Annotated in this window: 16 protein-coding genes; 3 read left to right on the forward strand and 13 right to left on the reverse strand. The window is 71.5% G+C overall.

What is annotated here, in order from left to right; genetic code table 11:
- Nucleotides 1-9: 9 nt before the first annotated feature.
- From ACFYWM_RS13425 to ACFYWM_RS13455, 7 genes are all read right to left on the reverse strand, one after another.
- Nucleotides 10-1269, reverse strand: a complete 1260-nt coding sequence (locus ACFYWM_RS13425) for a cysteine desulfurase (RefSeq protein WP_389913364.1) — start codon at nucleotides 1267-1269, stop codon at nucleotides 10-12.
- On the reverse strand, nucleotides 1269-2039 hold the full coding sequence (sufC, locus tag ACFYWM_RS13430) for a Fe-S cluster assembly ATPase SufC (RefSeq protein ID WP_389913367.1): 771 nt from the start codon (nucleotides 2037-2039) through the stop codon (nucleotides 1269-1271). The genes ACFYWM_RS13425 and sufC overlap by 1 nt, the downstream gene beginning before the upstream one ends.
- A gap of 1 nt (nucleotide 2040) precedes the next feature.
- Entirely contained in the window at nucleotides 2041-2358 is a 318-nt protein-coding gene (locus ACFYWM_RS13435; protein WP_389913369.1) for a Rieske (2Fe-2S) protein, read from the reverse strand.
- Nucleotides 2355-3476 (reverse strand): Fe-S cluster assembly protein SufD, encoded by a 1122-nt coding sequence (sufD, locus tag ACFYWM_RS13440; protein ID WP_389913371.1) that lies wholly within the window; start codon nucleotides 3474-3476, stop codon nucleotides 2355-2357. Before sufD ends, ACFYWM_RS13435 begins: the two co-directional genes overlap by 4 nt.
- Nucleotides 3476-4888 (reverse strand): Fe-S cluster assembly protein SufB, encoded by a 1413-nt coding sequence (gene sufB, locus ACFYWM_RS13445; RefSeq protein WP_389913374.1) that lies wholly within the window; start codon nucleotides 4886-4888, stop codon nucleotides 3476-3478. The genes sufD and sufB overlap by 1 nt, the downstream gene beginning before the upstream one ends.
- Nucleotides 4885-5676: a helix-turn-helix transcriptional regulator gene (locus ACFYWM_RS13450; RefSeq protein WP_389913622.1), complete on the reverse strand. Its 792-nt coding sequence runs from the start codon at nucleotides 5674-5676 to the stop codon at nucleotides 4885-4887. The genes sufB and ACFYWM_RS13450 overlap by 4 nt, the downstream gene beginning before the upstream one ends.
- A 104-nt stretch (nucleotides 5677-5780) precedes the next feature.
- Nucleotides 5781-7013, reverse strand: coding sequence for a multidrug effflux MFS transporter (locus ACFYWM_RS13455; RefSeq protein WP_389913376.1), 1233 nt, complete (start codon nucleotides 7011-7013; stop codon nucleotides 5781-5783).
- A 322-nt stretch (nucleotides 7014-7335) separates the two neighbouring features.
- On the opposite strand from ACFYWM_RS13455, the gene ACFYWM_RS13460 reads away from it, so the two are divergent.
- The 3 genes from ACFYWM_RS13460 to ACFYWM_RS13470 all read left to right on the forward strand — a co-directional run bounded on the left by ACFYWM_RS13460 (nucleotide 7336) and on the right by ACFYWM_RS13470 (nucleotide 10349).
- A complete protein-coding gene (locus ACFYWM_RS13460) occupies nucleotides 7336-8244 on the forward strand; it encodes an ABC transporter ATP-binding protein (RefSeq protein WP_389913379.1) in 909 nt (302 codons plus the stop codon).
- A gap of 214 nt (nucleotides 8245-8458) precedes the next feature.
- The gene (locus ACFYWM_RS13465; RefSeq protein ID WP_389913383.1) at nucleotides 8459-9226 is read left to right on the forward strand and encodes an ABC transporter permease; all 768 of its coding nucleotides are present in this window, start codon (nucleotides 8459-8461) and stop codon (nucleotides 9224-9226) included.
- Nucleotides 9227-9431: 205 nt separating this feature from the next.
- Nucleotides 9432-10349, forward strand: a complete 918-nt coding sequence (locus ACFYWM_RS13470) for a DMT family transporter (RefSeq protein WP_389913386.1) — start codon at nucleotides 9432-9434, stop codon at nucleotides 10347-10349.
- Between the two features lie 222 nt (nucleotides 10350-10571).
- On the opposite strand, the gene ACFYWM_RS13475 is transcribed toward ACFYWM_RS13470, so the two are convergent.
- The 6 genes from ACFYWM_RS13475 to ACFYWM_RS13500 all read right to left on the reverse strand — a co-directional run bounded on the left by ACFYWM_RS13475 (nucleotide 10572) and on the right by ACFYWM_RS13500 (nucleotide 16155).
- Nucleotides 10572-11252, reverse strand: a complete 681-nt coding sequence (locus ACFYWM_RS13475) for a GntR family transcriptional regulator (RefSeq protein WP_389913389.1) — start codon at nucleotides 11250-11252, stop codon at nucleotides 10572-10574.
- Nucleotides 11253-11390: 138 nt separating this feature from the next.
- Nucleotides 11391-12116 (reverse strand): ABC transporter ATP-binding protein, encoded by a 726-nt coding sequence (locus ACFYWM_RS13480; protein ID WP_389913392.1) that lies wholly within the window; start codon nucleotides 12114-12116, stop codon nucleotides 11391-11393.
- On the reverse strand, nucleotides 12109-13011 hold the full coding sequence (locus ACFYWM_RS13485) for an ABC transporter ATP-binding protein (RefSeq protein ID WP_389913395.1): 903 nt from the start codon (nucleotides 13009-13011) through the stop codon (nucleotides 12109-12111). Before ACFYWM_RS13485 ends, ACFYWM_RS13480 begins: the two co-directional genes overlap by 8 nt.
- Nucleotides 13008-14096 carry a branched-chain amino acid ABC transporter permease gene (locus ACFYWM_RS13490; RefSeq protein WP_389913398.1) on the reverse strand — a complete coding sequence of 363 codons (1089 nt, stop codon included), beginning with the start codon at nucleotides 14094-14096 and terminating at the stop codon, nucleotides 13008-13010. Before ACFYWM_RS13490 ends, ACFYWM_RS13485 begins: the two co-directional genes overlap by 4 nt.
- On the reverse strand, nucleotides 14093-14986 hold the full coding sequence (locus ACFYWM_RS13495; protein WP_389913401.1) for a branched-chain amino acid ABC transporter permease: 894 nt from the start codon (nucleotides 14984-14986) through the stop codon (nucleotides 14093-14095). The genes ACFYWM_RS13490 and ACFYWM_RS13495 overlap by 4 nt, the downstream gene beginning before the upstream one ends.
- Nucleotides 14983-16155 (reverse strand): branched-chain amino acid ABC transporter substrate-binding protein, encoded by a 1173-nt coding sequence (locus ACFYWM_RS13500; protein ID WP_389913404.1) that lies wholly within the window; start codon nucleotides 16153-16155, stop codon nucleotides 14983-14985. Before ACFYWM_RS13500 ends, ACFYWM_RS13495 begins: the two co-directional genes overlap by 4 nt.
- Nucleotides 16156-16336: the final 181 nt, after the last annotated feature.

The raw sequence follows: 16336 nt of genomic DNA on the forward strand, positions 1-16336 counted from the left end.
CGGGCATGGCTAGGCGAACACCTTCCGCACGTGGTGGAGGCCGCGGACCAGGGCGTCGATCTCGGCCGGTGTGTTGTAGAGATAGAAGGACGCCCGCGTGGTCGCGGGAATCCCGAACCTCAGGTGGAGCGGGCGGGCGCAGTGGTGTCCCACGCGCACGGCCACCCCGAAGTTGTCATCCAGGATCTGCCCGACGTCGTGCGGGTGAATCCCCTCCAGGGTGAAGGAGACCGTGCCACCCCGGTCGGCCAGGTCCAGCGGGCCGATCACCCGCAGCCCCGGGATCTCCCCCAGGGCGCCGAGGGCGTACTCCGTGAGCTCGCGCTCGTGGCGTACGACGGCGTCCATCCCGATCTCGGACAGGTAGTCGATCGCGGCGCCGAGGCCGATGGCCTCGACGATCGGCGGGGTGCCCGCCTCGAACTTGTGCGGCGCGGGCGCGTAGGTCGAGTGGTCCATCCAGACCGCCTCGATCATCTCGCCGCCGCCCATGAACGGGGGCATCGCCTCCAGCAGTTCCGCGCGGCCCCACAGCACGCCGATGCCCGACGGGCCGAGGACCTTGTGGCCGGTGAAGGCGAGGAAGTCGACGCCCAGCGCGGCCACGTCCACCTGCTGGTGGGGCACCGACTGGGAGGCGTCGAGCATCATCAGCGCGCCGACCTCGCGGACCCTGGCGAGCACCGGGGCGACCGGGTTGACCGTGCCCAGCACGTTCGACTGGTGCACGATCGAGACGATCCTCGTGCGCTCGTTGACGAGCTCGCCGAGGTTCGACAGGTCCAGGCGGCCCTCGTCGGTGACGGAGAACCACCGCAGCGTCGCGCCGGTGCGCTGCGCGAGCATCTGCCACGGCACGATGTTGGAGTGGTGCTCCATCTCGGAGATGACGATCTCGTCGCCAGGGCCGAGCCGGAAGCGGGGGTCGGTGCCGATGGGGTTGCCGAAGGCGTACGCCACCAGGTTGAGCGCCTCGGAGGCGTTCTTGGTGAAGACGACCTCGTCGCGGCCGGGCGCGCCGACGAAGGCGGCGACCTTGTCGCGGGCGTCCTCGTACGCCTCGGTGGACTCCGCTCCCAGCACGTGCATGGCGCGGCCCACGTTGCTGTAGTGCATCGCCATGTGCTCGCGCATCACCTCGACCACCTGGGTGGGCTTCTGCGAGGAGTTGCCGGAGTCGAGGTAGACGAGTGGCCTGCCGCCGGGAAGCTCGCGGGACAGGACCGGGAAGTCCTTCCTGATCCTCTCCACGTCAAGGCCGTTGTCCATCAGGCCGACGCCTTCGTGTAGGCCTCGTAGCCCTCCGCCTCGAGCTTCTCGGCGAGCTCGGGGCCGCCCTGCTCCACGATCCGGCCGGCGGAGAAGACGTGGACGAAGTCCGGCTTCACGTAGCGCAGGATGCGGGTGTAGTGGGTGATGAGCAGCACGCCGGTCTCGCCGGAGCGGAAGCGGTTGATGCCCTCGGAGACCACGCGCAGCGCGTCGACGTCGAGGCCGGAGTCGGTCTCGTCGAGGACGGCGATCTTCGGCTTGAGGAGCTCCAGCTGGAGGATCTCGTGGCGCTTCTTCTCACCGCCGGAGAAGCCCTCGTTGACGTTGCGCTGGGCGAAGGCCGCGTCGATGGACAGGGCGTCCATGCCGGACTTGAGGTCCTTGGCGAACTCGCGGAGCTTGGGAGCCTCGCCGCGGACGGAGGTGACGGCGGTGCGCAGGAAGTTGGAGACGCTGACGCCGGGGACCTCGACCGGGTACTGCATGGCGAGGAACAGGCCGGCGCGGGCGCGCTCGTCGACCGTGAGCTCCAGCAGGTCGACCCCGTCGAGCAGGACCTGGCCACTGGTGATGGTGTACTTGGGGTGGCCCGCGATCGCGTACGCGAGCGTCGACTTGCCCGAGCCGTTGGGGCCCATGATGGCGTGGGTCTCGCCGGCGCGCACGGTCAGGTTGACGCCGCGCAGGATCTCCTTGTCGGCGACGGTGACGTGCAGGTCGCGGATCTCCAGGGTGGTGCCCGAGGAGGCTCGGCTGGTGTCAGACACTTTATGACTCCTTCGAGAGCGAGACGAGCACGTCGTCGCCATCGATCTTTACTCGGTATACGGGGACGGGCTTGTTGGCGGGCGGGCCGGTGGGCTTGCCCGTACGCAGGTCGAAGCACGAGCCGTGCAGCCAGCACTCCAGGGTGCCGTCGTAGACCTCACCCTCGCTGAGCTTCACTTCGGCGTGGGAGCACACGTCGTGCAGCGCGTGGACCTCCTCGCCCTGGCGGACCAGGGCGACGGGGGTGTCGCCGACCTCAAGGCCGATGACTCCCTCGTCGGGGATGTCCGCGAGCTTGCAGACCTTCTCGAACGTCACTTCTCAAGCTCCGCCTCGACCCGGGCGAGCACCCGCTCGCGAAGCTCGGGGACCTCGATCTTCTCCAGCAGCTGCGCGAAGAAGCCCCTGATGACGAGGCGCCGGGCGTCCTCGAAGGGGATGCCGCGGGCCTGGAGGTAGAAGATGTGCTCGTCGTCGAGACGGCCCGAGGCGCTGGCGTGACCCGCCCCGGCGACCTCGCCGGTGAGGATCTCCAGGTTGGGCACCGAGTCGGCGCGGGCGCCGTCGGTGAGCAGCAGGTTGCGGTTGAGCTCGTAGGTGTCGGTGCCCTCGGCCTCGACGCGGATGATGACGTCGCCGATCCAGACCGCGTGGGCGTCCTGGCCCTGCAGCGCGCCGCGGTAGTCGACGTTGCTGCGGCAGTCGGGCCTGGAGTGGTCGACGAGCAGGCGGTGCTCCAGGTGCTGGCCGGCGTCGACGAAGTAGAGGCCGTTCAGCTCGGCGTCGCCGCCGGGGCCGTCGTAGGCGACCGACGGGGAGAGCCTGACCAGGTCGCCGCCGAGGGTGACCACGAAGCCGCGGAAGGTGGCGTCCTTGGCCAGCAGGGCGTGGTGGTGGGAGACGTGCACGGCGTCGTCGGCCCAGTCCTGCAGGCTGACGACCTTGAGCGTGGCGCCCTCGCCCACGACGAACTCGACGTTGTCGGCGTAGACGGCGCTGCCCTGGTGGTCGAGGACGACCACGGCCTCGGCCATCGGCTCCAGCCTCACGACCGTGTGGCCGTACGCGGCGCCCTGGCCGGACCCGGTGAAGGTGATCACGGTCGGCTTGGAGGCGACGGCCTCGCGCGCGACGGTGACCACGGTGGCCTTCTCGAAGGAGGCGTAGGCCTGGGCGCTGACCCGGTCGGCGGGCACGTAGGCCTTGCCGACCCTCTGGTCGTCGCGTCCGACGGTCTCCACGGTGACCTCGGGTGCGGCGTCGACCTGCACGACCACGTTCGCGGAGGCCGCGACGCCCTCGTGCAGGCCCTTGAGCCGGGAGAGCGGGGTGAAGCGCCACTCCTCCTCCCGGCCGGTCGGCACCGCGAAGTCGGCCACGTCGTACGAGGCCTTCTCGTGGAGGGTCGACAGGGGTTTTCCGGTGTCGAGACCCATCAGCCGACGGCTCCTTCCATCTGCAGCTCGATCAGGCGGTTCAGCTCCAGGGCGTACTCCATCGGGAGCTCGCGGGCGATCGGCTCGACGAAGCCCCGGACGATCATCGCCATCGCCTCGTCCTCGCCCAGACCGCGGCTCATCAGGTAGAAGAGCTGGTCGTCGGAGACCTTGGAGACGGTGGCCTCGTGCCCCATGGAGACGTCGTCCTCGCGCACGTCCACGTAGGGGTAGGTGTCGGAGCGGCTGATCTGGTCGACCAGGAGCGCGTCGCACTTGACGGTGCTGGCGCTGCCGTGGGCGCCCTCCTCGATCTGGACCAGGCCGCGGTAGGAGGTGCGGCCGCCGCCGCGGGCGACGGACTTGGAGATCACCGAGGAGCTGGTGTTGGGCGCGAGGTGGACCATCTTGGCCCCGGCGTCCTGGTGCTGGCCCTCACCGGCGAAGGCGACGCTGAGGGTCTCGCCCTTGGCGTGCTCGCCCATGAGGTAGACGGCGGGGTACTTCATGGTGACCTTGGAACCGATGTTGCCGTCGACCCACTCCATGGTCGCGCCCTCGTACGCCACGGCGCGCTTGGTGACCAGGTTGTAGACGTTGTTCGACCAGTTCTGGATGGTCGTGTAGCGGCAGCGCGCGTTCTTCTTCACGATGATCTCCACGACGGCGCTGTGCAGCGAGTCGGAGGAGTAGATCGGCGCGGTGCAGCCCTCGACGTAGTGGACGTAGGAGCCCTCGTCGACGATGATCAGGGTCCGCTCGAACTGGCCCATGTTCTCGGTGTTGATCCGGAAGTAGGCCTGGAGCGGGATCTCCACGTTGACGTTCGGCGGCACGTAGATGAAGCTGCCGCCGCTCCAGGTGGCCGTGTTCAGCGCGGCGAACTTGTTGTCGCCGACCGGGATCACGGTCCCGAAGTACTCCTTGAAGATCTCCTCGTGCTCCTTGAGGGCGGTGTCGGTGTCGACGAAGATGACACCCTTCTCCTCAAGGTCCTCGCGGATCTTGTGGTAGACCACCTCGGACTCGTACTGGGCGGCGACGCCAGCGACCAGGCGCTGCTTCTCCGCCTCGGGGATGCCGAGCTTGTCGTAGGTGTTCTTGATGTCGTCGGGCAGGTCCTCCCAGGAGGCGGCCTGCTTCTCCGTCGAGCGCACGAAGTACTTGATGTTGTCGAAGTCGATCCCGCTGAGGTCGGAACCCCAGTTGGGCATGGGCTTCTTGCCGAAAAGGCGCAGCCCCTTCAGGCGAAGGTCCAGCATCCACTCCGGCTCGCTCTTCAGCGCGGAGATGTTGCGGACGACCTCTTCGGACAGGCCGCGCCGGGCCGTCGCTCCCGCGGCGTCCGAGTCGGCCCAGCCGAACTTGTAATTCCCGAGGCCTTCCAGCTCCGGGCGGTCGGTGACTGTCACCTTCCGGTCTCCTTGCTCGATGTGTCGATCGTTTCGTGGATTGCCGGCGGTTGCGCCGGATCAGGTATCGAAAGGCCCGGCGCGCGTTCCCGCGCGGCGGGCCCGGGTGTCCTGTGGGGACTCACGTGGGTGGTGCACACGCCGTCGCCGTGGGCGATGGTCGCGAGTCGCTGCACGGGGGTGCCGAGGATGCGCGCGAACGCCTCCGTCTCGGCCTCGCACAGCTGCGGGAACTCCGCGGCCACGTGCGCCACCGGGCAGTGGTGCTGGCACAGCTGCTCGCCGCCGAGGCTGGCCTTGCTCGCCGAGGCGGCGTAGCCGTCGGCCGACAGGGCCTCGGCCAGGACGCGGACCCGCTGGTCGGCGGGGACCTCGCTCATCCGCGGCCTCAGGCGGTCGACCAGGCCGGCCACCTGCGATCGGGCGAACTCCGTCACGGCCTCCTCGCCCACGCGCTCGGCCATGAAACGCAACGCGCTTCCGGCGAGGCCGTCGTAGGCGTGCTCGAAGGCGCTGCGGCCCGCGTCGGTTATCGCGAACAGCTTGGCCGGTCGCCCGCGCCCGCGCTGGCCTCGCGGCCTGGCGGTGCGGGCCTCGGTCATCCCCTCGGCCAGCAGGGCGTCGAGATGCCTGCGTACGGCGGCGGGGGTGAGGCCGAGACGCTCGCCGAGCGCGGCGGCGGTGATGGGACCGTGCTCCAGGATGAGCCGGGCGACACGCGCTCGCGTGCTGTGCTCGGCGGACACGCCGGAGAGCCGCGCGGTGGCGGCTCCTTCGGTGCCCTGCATCCCGGTCACGTATTTCACAACATCAGTGTGCCGTAATTGCTTCCCCAGTTACAAACCCGAAGTTCGGTCGACCGAATGTGGTTCGTCACGCAGGTAAGCCTTACCTAACCAGGGGAAACGCTCCGCGAGGCCCCCCGCAGGCCGACGAAGGCGACGAGCGCGGCGAGGGTGAAACCGGCCAGGACGACGGCCATCGGCAGGGCCGACCCCTCGCCGCCCAGACCCACCAGCGGGGCGGCGAGCGCGCCGAGCGCGAACTGCAGCACGCCCGTCAGCGCGGCCGCGCTCCCGGCGATCTGCTGGGGCTGACCGGCCAGGGCGAGCGCGCCGCTGCCCGGCAGGACGAAGCCCGCCCCGCACATCATCACGAACAGCGCGGCGACCAGCACCGGCAGGGGCAGGTGGAACAGGGCCGCGACGAGCACCCCGGCGGCCCCGGCCACGCTCAGGAACAGCCCGGCCAGGATCAGCCTGGCCGGGTCCAGGCGCCCGGCCAGGCGCCCGCCGATCTGCGCGGTGACGGTCAGGCCGAGGGCGTTCAAACCGAAGACCAGGGAGAAGGTCTGCGCCGAGGTGTCGTAGACGTCCTGGAGCACGAAGGGCGAGCCGGAGATGTAGGCGAACATGGCCGCGAAGCCCAGGCCCCCGGCGAGGGTGGCGGCCATGAAGGAGCGGTCGCGGAGCAGGTGCCAGAAGGTGACGAGGGTGTGGCGCAGCCCGCCGCTCTCGCGCCGTTCGGCGGGCAGCGTCTCGCGTACCCCCGACAGCGCGAAGACCAGCAGCAGGAGACCGGCGACGCTCAGCGCGACGAACACGCCTCGCCAGGAGGTGTGGTCCAGCAGCTGCGCGCCCGCGATCGGGGCGAGGATCGGCGCGAGGCCGGTCACGAGCATGAGGGTGGCGAAGATCCGGGCGATGGCCGCGCCCTCGTACAGGTCGCGGACGACCGCGCGGACGATCACCAGCGCGGCGCCGCCCGCGATGCCCTGGAGCAGGCGGAAGCCCACCAGCCCGTACACCGAGGGAGAGAAGGCGCACAGCAGGGAGGCGACGGCGTAGGCGGCGATGCCGATCAGCAGCGGGCCGCGCCGGCCGCGCGTGTCGCTGATCGGGCCCGCGACGACCTGCCCGACGGAGAAGCCGACGAGGCAGGCGGTGAGGGTGAGCTGCACCTGCGCCTGGCCGCTGCCCAGGTCCGCGGCGATGGAGGGGAAGGCGGGCAGGTACATGTCGATCGACAGGGGACCGACCGCCGACAGCGCGCCCAGGATGAGCAGTAGCAGTGTCCTGCGCCGTGCGATCGGCGCCACCTCCGGCTCGACGACGGCCGCGGTCATACTCGTATCCCCTTTTTGGTCGCGGGCCACTTCGGTCTCAGGCCACTTCGGCTGCGGGCACCTGGTCGCGGGCCGTCCTGGTCGCGGGCCACGCCCTGCGGTCATGGATGACACCGGTCATGGGCGATGGCGGGCCCACAGGGGCCGAAGCGTCCCAACCAACAGGCGGTCATCCGAATTCCTGCATTTCGGAAAATTCCCCAGAAAAACCTTTAAGCGCCAGTCGGGCGGGTCCGCCACCGGCCGGAAAACGGGCCCGGGGTGGCCCCGGACGCGTGGTCCGGGAACGGGACCGGCGAGCGCAGTCCCTAAACTCGTGGCCATGGACTCCCCAGCCGTCGAGATCGTCGACCTGGTCAAGAGATACGGCGGGACGACCGCGATCGACGGCCTGACCTTCACCGCCGCCCGAGGCGCGGTCACCGCGGTGCTGGGCCCCAACGGGGCCGGCAAGACCTCCACCCTGGAGATCTGCGAGGGGTTCCGCCGGGCCGACGGCGGCACGGTGCGGGTGCTCGGGCTCGACCCGTCGCGACCGGAACTGCGGGCCAGGGTCGGGGTGATGCTCCAGGCGGGCGGCGTTCCCCCGGCGTCCCGCTGCGGGCAGTGGCTGCGGCTGATGGCGCGCTTCCACACCAACCCGCTCGACCCCGCGGCGCTGCTGGAGCGGCTGGGGCTGAGCGAGCACGCCCGCACCCCGTACCGCAGGCTCTCCGGCGGCCAGCAGCAGCGCGTGTCGCTGGCGGGGGCGGTCGTCGGCCGCCCGGAGCTGGTCTTCCTCGACGAGCCGACCGCGGGCCTGGACCCGCAGGCCAGGCACGCCTGCTGGGAGCTGGTACGGGACCTGCGCGCGAGCGGGGTCTCGGTGGTGCTCACCACCCACCACATGGACGAGGCGGAGAAGCTCTCCGACCAGATCGTGATCATCGACCGCGGCAGGGTGGTCGCCGAGGGCACGCCCTCCTCCCTCACCGGCGCCGAGCGGCAGCTGCGCTTCCGCGCCCGGCCCGGCCTCTGCCTGGACGAGCTGCTCGCCGCCCTGCCCGCCGGCAGCGCGGCCAAGGAGTCGCCGGCGGGGCACTACATCATCGAGGGGCAGGTCGCGCCCGGCCTCCTGGCCACCGTGACGACCTGGTGCGCCGCCGAGGGGGTGACCGCCGACGACCTCAGCATCGAACGGCGCACCCTGGAGGACGTCTTCCTGGAACTCACCGGACGTGAACTCCGATGACGCCCCCGGGACCCCTTGGCACGGTGAGGCCCGCGGCACCCCTTGGCACGGTGACGTCCTCGGGGCCTTCGGCCGCGGCGACGCCCCCGGCCCTCCCCGCTTCACCGGCGCCCGTCGTCCCGGCGGCGCCCTCCGAATCCCCACGCCACCGCCCCGCGCGCGTCCGGGCACGGTCCGGGCCGGGGCGCGGGCCAGAAGACCGCAGGAGAGCCCCATGACGACCCTGGACCTCACGCCGGCCCCCGGAGCCGCGCCGCTGGGCCGGATGGTGGCGGCCCAGACGGGCGCGGAGATCCGGGCGATGCTCCGCAACGGCGAGCAGCTGCTGCTCACGATGATCATCCCGGTGCTGCTGCTCGTCGGCCTCTCCTCCGCCCCGATCCTCGACGTGGGCGGCGGTTCCCGGATCGGCTTCATGACCCCCGGCGTGCTCGCGCTGGCCGTGATGTCCACCGCCTTCACCGGGCAGGCCATCGCGACGGGCTTCGAGCGCCGGTACGGCGTGCTGAAGCGGCTGGGCGCCACCCCGCTGTCGCGGACCGGGCTGATGCTGTCCAAGACGCTCGCGGTGATCGCCGTTGAGGTCGTCCAGGTGGCCGTCATCTGCGCGGTCGCGCTCGCGCTGGGCTGGCGTCCCACGGGCTCGCCGCTCGCGGCGCTGCTGCTGATCGTGCTGGGCACCGCCGCGTTCAGCGGGCTCGGCCTGCTCATGGCGGGAACGCTGCGCGCCGAGGCCACGCTCGCCGCGGCGAACCTCGTCTACCTGCTCCTGCTCGCCTGCGGCGGGGTCGCCTTCCCGCTGGCGAAGTTCCCCGAGGCGGTACGGCCGGTGCTGGAGCTGCTGCCGATCTCGGCACTGACCGGAGGGCTCCGCGCGGTCCTGAGCGACGGTACGGGGCTCCCGCTCGCCGCCGCGGCGATCCTCGCGGCGTGGGCGGCGGTGTCGCTCTTCCTGACCTCCCGCACCTTCCGCTGGGAATGACCCGGCCGGAAGCCGCCTGACATGACGGGGCCCTGACAGGGCCCGGTGGCCGGTGGGGGCACCCGGCCGGTCCGGGGCCGAGGGATGCCTCGCGACCGGGGCGTCGCCGCGTGCGGGGGCGTCTCGCATCGCGGACGCCACTGAAAACGAGGGCCGCGATAAGTAAGGTGTCATCGACCGTTTCGCGCCTGGCAGGAGGAGAGTCGTGACCGCCCAAGCCCGGCAGGGGCCCGCCGAGCCGTACAAGCAGGGCCTGCCCGGGCCCGGAGCGCTGCTGAAGGCGGCCTCCGACGCCGTCCCGCCGTCCGGGCTGGTGATGCTGGCCATCCTGTCGGTGCAGGTGGGCGCGGGCTTCGCCAAGGACCTGTTCTCCCAGCTGCCGCCGAGCGCCGTGGTGTTCCTGCGGATCGCGACGGGAGCGCTGATCATGGGCGCGATCGCCCGCCCCCGGTTGCGCGGGCTGTCCCGGGCGGACATCGGGGCGGGGGTGGCGTTCGGCGTGACGCTGGGCGTGATGAACCTGTCGTTCTACGAGGCGCTGGCCCGGCTGCCCATGGGCATCGCGGTGGCGATCGAGTTCCTCGGCCCGCTCGGCGTCGCGGTGGCGGCCTCGCGCCGTCGCCTCGACCTGCTCTGGGTCGCGCTCGCCGGGTCGGGCGTGGTGCTGCTGGCCCCGTGGGGCACGTCGGCGTCCAGGATCAGCTGGGCCGGGATCGCCTTCGCCCTGGTGGCGGCGGCCTGCTGGGCCGGCTACATCCTGCTGTCCGCCTCGGTCGGCCGGCGCTTCCCCGGGACGACCGGCCTCGCCCTGGCGATGATCGTCTCTTGCCTGCTGGTCGCCCCCGCCGGGATCGCCTCGGGCGGCGCCGACCTGCTGCAACCCGAGCTCCTGCTGATCGGGCTCGGGGTGGGCCTGCTGTCGTCGGTCATCCCCTACTCGATCGAGCTGGAGGCGCTGCGCAGGATGCCCAAGCGGGTCTTCGGCATCCTGATGAGCCTGGAGCCCGCGATGGCGGCGCTGGTCGGGCTGCTGGTGCTGGGCGAGGTGCTCCAGGTGCGGGAGTGGGCCGCCATCGGCTGCGTGGTCATCGCCAGCGTGGGCGCCACCCGCGGCACCGGCTGACCCGCGCCACCCGCGGCACCGATTGACTCGCGCCACCCGCTGCCCCGCGCCACCCGCGGCACCGGCTGACCCACCCCTGCCCGCGCGCCTCTCCCCCGCCCCCAGGAGTCGCCGCTCCGGGAGCCCCTGCTCCGGGAGCCCCTGCTCCGGGAGCCCCTGCTCCGGGAGCCCCTGCTCCGGGAGCCCTCCGGCCCGGCCGGTGGCCCCGGCCGTCGGGCCGCGTCACTCGGGCCGGCTGGCCCAGATGCCGCGGACGTGCCGGATGTGGGCGCGCATCAGCCGCTCGGCGCCGCTCGCGTCCCCCTCGGAGAGCAGCGCGAGCAGGGTGAGGTGCTCGCGGGCGGAGTCGACGAGGGTGCCCCGCCGGTGCAGGGCGGACAGGCCGTACAGGCGGGCCCGGTTGCGCAGGTCGCGGACCACCTCCACGAGATGGGAGTTGCCCGCCAGGGCGAGCAGGTCCAGGTGGAAGCGGATGTCGGCGTCGACGTAGGCGAGCAGGTCGCCGCGCTCGGCGGCGTCGACGATCGCCTGGGCCAGCGGACGCAGCGTGTCGAAGCTCGGCGCGCGCCCGGCGTCGGCCAGCTGCGCCACCGTGGGCACCTCGATGAGCCTGCGGATCTCGGTCAGCTCGTCCAGGTCCCGGTCGGACAGCTCGGTGACCCGGAAACCCTTGTTGCGCACCGCCTCGACCAGGCCCTCCTTGGCCAGGTCGAGCATGGCCTCGCGCACCGGGGTCGCCGAGACCCCGAACTGGGCGGCGAGGACCGGGGCGGAGTAGACCATGCCGGGCCTCATCTCACCGGTGATGAGGGCCGCCCTGAGCGCGTGGGCGACCTGCTCCCGCAGGCTCTGCCGCTCGCTCACGGCCGGCAGGTCGAGCCGGCCGTCCGCCCTAGAAGACATACCGGAGCCTCTCGTGTCGCTCGCGTCCACGCCTGATCGGCGGAACCCGCCACCTCCACATCTTCCCAGGCCGTCCGTACCTCTCCGCACACCCGGGGGCCGATCCGGAGGGTACGGCGCCGCGGGCGGGCCCGCCGGTCATCCCCGCTCGCTCCCCCGGAGCCCGCCGAGGTAGGCCTCGACCACCCGGGGGTCCCTGCGGAGCTCGGCGGCGGGCCCGTCGAGGACACACTCGCCGTTCTCGATCACGTAGCCCCGGTGGGCGATCCCCAGGGCGGCCACGGCGTTCTGCTCGACGAGCAGGACCGAGGTGCCCTGGGCGTTGATCCCCGCGATCAGCTCCATGACCGAGGCGACCACCAGGGGTGCCAGTCCCATGGAGGGCTCGTCGAGCAGCAGCAGCCGGGGCCCGGTGACCAGCGCCCTGCCGATGGCGAGCATCTGCTGCTCGCCGCCCGACAGCGTGCCGCCCTGCTGGGCGCGCCGCTCCGCCAGGCGGGGCAGCAGCTCGTAGACGCGCTCGATCCGCGTGCGGATCTCCGCCTGGTCGCGGACCAGGTAGCCGCCCAGCTGCAGGTTCTCGTGCACGCTGAGCGTGCTGAAGATCCTGCGGCCCTCCGGGACGTGCACCAGGCCGCGCGCGGTGATCCGGTGCGGCTTCTCCCTGGTGATCGCCTTCCCGTCGAAGACCACCGTGCCGCCGGAGGGCCGCAGCAGCCCGGAGACCGCGGACAGCGTGGTGGTCTTGCCCGCGCCGTTGTTGCCCAGCAGGGCGACGATCTCCCCCTCGGCGACACCGAGCGACAGGCCGCGCAGGGCGTGCACGCCGCCGTAGTGGACGTCCAGCCCGTCGATGTCAAGCATTGGCGTCTCCCCCGGCCGCACGCGCTTCTCCCGCTTCTCCCGCGGTCCCTCTCCCCGGGGCCTGTTTCCCCGCGCTCTCCTCTCCCGCGGCCCCGTCGGTTTCGTCGGCCCCGTCGGTTTCGTCGTTCGCGGCGGTGGCGTCGCCGCCGAGGTAGGCCTCGATGACGGCCGGGTCGCGCCGGACGTCCTCGGGGCGGCCGTCGGCGATCTCCCGGCCGAAGTTGAGCACGACCACGCGCTCGGAGACCTCCATGACCAGGCCCATGTCGTGCTCGATGAGCACGATGGCCACCCCCAGCGCCTGGATGCGCCGGATCAGGTCGAGCATCTCGGCCTTCTCGCCGTGGTTGAGCCCGGCCGCGGGCTCGTCCAGCAGCAGCAGGTCGGGGCGGCGGGCCAGGGCACGGGCGATCTCCGTGCGACGCTGCTCGCCGTAGGGGAGGTTGCGGGCCTGCCCGTACCGGTCGCCGCGCAGGCCGACGAAGTCCAGCCAGTGGTGGGCCTGCTCGGTGCACTCGCGCTCGGAGCGCCGGTAGCGGGGGGTGTGCAGCAGGGCGTCCAGGACGCTCTGGCGCAGCCACAGGTGCGATCCGGCGCGCACGTTGTCCAGGACCGACAGCTCGCCGAACAGGCGCAGGTTCTGGAAGGTCCGCGCGACGCCCAGGCCCGCGATGGCCGAGGGCCGCATCCCCGGCAGGTCCCTGCCGCGCAGGGTGATCCGGCCCGAGGTCGGCCGGTAGAAGCCGGTCACGCAGTTGAAGGCCGACGTCTTGCCCGCCCCGTTGGGCCCGATCACGGAGACGATCTCCGCCTCGTCCACCGAGAACGACAGGCCGTCGATGGCCACCAGCCCGCCGAAGGTCAGGCGCAGGCCGTCCACGCTCAGCAGGCTCACGGGACCTCCTTGGAACGGGCCGGCCAGATTCCCTGCGGTCGCAGGAGCATGAAGACGATGAGAAGCACGCCGAACAGGAAGAACCGGTAGTCGGCGAGGTCGCGCAGGATCTCCGGCAGGACGCTGATCACGACGGCGCCGACGACGACGCCGGGCACCGAGCCCATGCCGCCCAGGACCACGGCCATGAGCACCAGCGCCGACGACAGGAAGGTGAAGCTGCCCGGTGAGATGGCCGACAGCTGGGCGGCGAACAGCACCCCGGCCAGACCGCCCCAGACCGCCCCGGCGATGTAGGCGGCGAGCTTGACCCGGTAGGTGTGCACGCCCATCGCCTCCGCGGCGTCCTCGTCCTCCCGGACGAAGCGCCAGGCCCGGCCCAGGCGGGAGCGGCCCAGCCGCGCCGCGCCGAGGACGGCCAGCGAGACGACGGCCACGGTGACGTAGTAGAAGACCGCGGGATGCTCGACCAGGTGCGGGATCCCGTAGATGCCGGAGGGGCCTCCGGTGACGTCCAGGTTGTTGGCGGTGATCCGGATGATCTCCCCGAAACCCAGGGTCACGATGGCGAGGTAGTCGCTGCGCAGGCGCAGGGTGGGGGCGCCGATGACGATCCCGGCGAGGACCGTGACCACGAGCACGGCGGGCACCGTGGCGAGCAGCGGCAGGTCGAAGCGGGTGGCCAGCACGCCGCTGGTGTAGGCGCCGACCGCGAAGAAGGCGACGTAGCCCAGGTCGAGCAGGCCGCAGTAGCCGACCACGATGTTCAGCCCGGCGGCGAGCATCACGGCGATGGCCGCGCTGGTCATGACCGACAGCGCGTACGGCGTGGCGTTGACGAAGGGGGCCAGCAGCGCGATCAGCAGCCCGGCGATCCCGGCCCACCGGTTCTGCAGCAGCCTCGACGCCCGGCTGGGCGGCCGGTCGGTGCCACGGCGGCGGACCTTGGTCCCGACGGAACCGGCGGGTCCGGCGGGTCCGGCGGGTCCGGCGTTCTTGGCGGCTCCGGTGGGCCCGGCGTTCTTGGCGGCTCCGGTGGGCCCGGCCGGTCCTGTGGGTTCGGCGGGTCCGGTCGTCCCGTTCATACGCGCTCCGTGACGCGCTCGCCGAGCAGACCGGTGGGCCGTACCGTCAGGAACAGGATCAGCACTCCGAAGGCGAACACGTCGCGCCACTCGCCGCCCAGCCAGAACGTGCCGAACGACTCGAGCAGCCCGAGCAGCAGCCCGCCGAGCATCGTGCCGGGGATGTTGCCGATGCCGCCGATGACGGCCGCCGTGAAGGCCTTGAGCCCGATCAGGAAGCCCATCATGAAGTCGATCTTCCCGTAGTAGGCCCCGGCCATCACCCCCGCGGCCCCCGCCAGCGCCGAGCCGATGAAGAAGGTCCGGGAGATCACCGCGTTGACGTCGATGCCCATCAGCGCGCTGGTGCGCGGGTCCAGCGCGATGGCCCGCATGGCCCGGCCCTCGCGGGTGCGGGTGACCAGCAGGTTGAGCCCGGCCATGAGGAGCACCGCCACGCCGATCAGGACGACCTGCTGCACGGTGAGCCGGGCCCCGAGGATCTCCAGCGAGGTGCCGCCCAGCCGTACCGGGTAGACCCTCGGGTCGGCCCCGGCCACCGCGCGCATCCCGTACTCCAGGGCGAAGGAGGCCCCGACCGCGGTGATCAGCAGGGACAGCCGCGGGGCGCGGCGGAGCGGGCGGTAGGCGATCCGCTCCAGCGCCACCCCGGCCAGGCCGGTGGCGACCATGGTCGCCAGGAGCACCGCGAGCAGCAGCGGCAGGGCCATGGAGGAGGACACGCCGCCGACCGCGCCGAGGATGGCGAAGCCGGCGAACGCCCCCAGCATGTACAGGTCCCCGTGGGCGAAGTTGAGCAGCTTGATGATCCCGTAGACCATGCTGTAGCCCAGGGCCACCAGGGCGTAGAACGAGCCGACGAACAAACCGTTCCAGACGAGCTGCGTCACTGGAGGGCGTCCTGCAGGGCGAACTTGTCGCCCTTGACGACGAGGATCTGGAAGCCGCCGTTGGCCAGGGTGTGCTCGGGGGTGAACTTCAGCGGCCCGGAGAACATCGAGAAGCCGTCGATCGCCTCGAGCGCCGCGATGACCTTCTCGCCGTCGGTGGCGCCCGCCTTGGTGACCGCCTCGGCGGCCAGCCGCACCGCGTCGTAGGCCTGGTTGGAGTACGGGCCCGGCTCGGCGGAGTACTTCTTCTTGTACGCCTCGATCCAGCCCTCGGCGCCCTCGAGGGTGTCGGGCGTCTGGGTCATCGTGGCGTACAGCCCCTCGGCGGCCTCGTCCCCGGCGATCTCGATCAGCTTGGGGGAGACCGAGCCGTCGCCGACCATGATGGAGCCCTTGTACCCGGCCTGCCGCAGCTGGCGCGCGATCAGGCCGCCCTCCTGGAAGTAGCCGGTCCAGTAGACGAAGTCGGGCTTCTTGGCCAGCACGTTGGTGATGTTGGCGCTGTAGTCGCTCTCCTTGGGGGTGACCGCCTCGGTGATCACGGCCTCGGCCCCGTCGGGAGCCTCCAGGAGGGTCTGGGTCCGCAGCGCGATGTCCTTGGAGTAGCTGGTGTTGTCGTGCATCAGCGCGACGCTCTTGGACCCCTGCTTGGCGATCCACTTCTCCGCGGCCGCGGCCTGCTGGGAGCCCGTGCCGTTGATCAGGAAGACGTGCTTGAGCTTCTGGTCGACCAGTTCCTGGGAGTTGGCGGCCGGAATGATCATCGGGATCCCGGCCTTGCCGAAGATCGGCAGGGTGGGTAGCGTCGCACCGGAGCAGTAGCCGCCCACGGAGACGTCGATCCCCTCGGTGACCAGCTTGTTCGCGCCCGCCGCCGCGGACTGGGCGTCGCAGGCGTCGTCGGCGGTCCTCAGCTCCAGCTTCCGGCCGAGCACACCGCCCTTGGCGTTGATCTCGTCGATCGCGAGCTGCGCCGCGTTGCTCATGTAGGGACCGATCGCGGCCTCGCTGCCCGACTGCGGGATCAGCATGCCGAGGACGATCGGCTCGTCCTTCGCGGCGGCCGTCTGGCCTCCGCCTCCGTCACCGAGCAGTCCCTGGCCACATCCGGTGACCAGGAGACCGAGCACGGCCAGCGAGGTGAAGCACTTCAGGGGGGTGGCGCGCATGCGCGGCTCCTCACGTCCGGTGGTGTGTGATATTGCATGCGCAATGCAGGTACGCGTCAAGGGCCGAAACAAGACCGTTAGCGTTAAGACGCCGTTTCTTCGGCAAGTCGCGGCCTGCCGGGAACGCCCCCGGAAGGAGCGGCGTGTTCGCAGCTCGGAGCGGGGCGGGCGGCGCCCGGGA

The organism is Streptosporangium sp. NPDC002721 (assembly GCF_042888905.1).
Lineage (GTDB): Bacteria > Actinomycetota > Actinomycetes > Streptosporangiales > Streptosporangiaceae > Streptosporangium.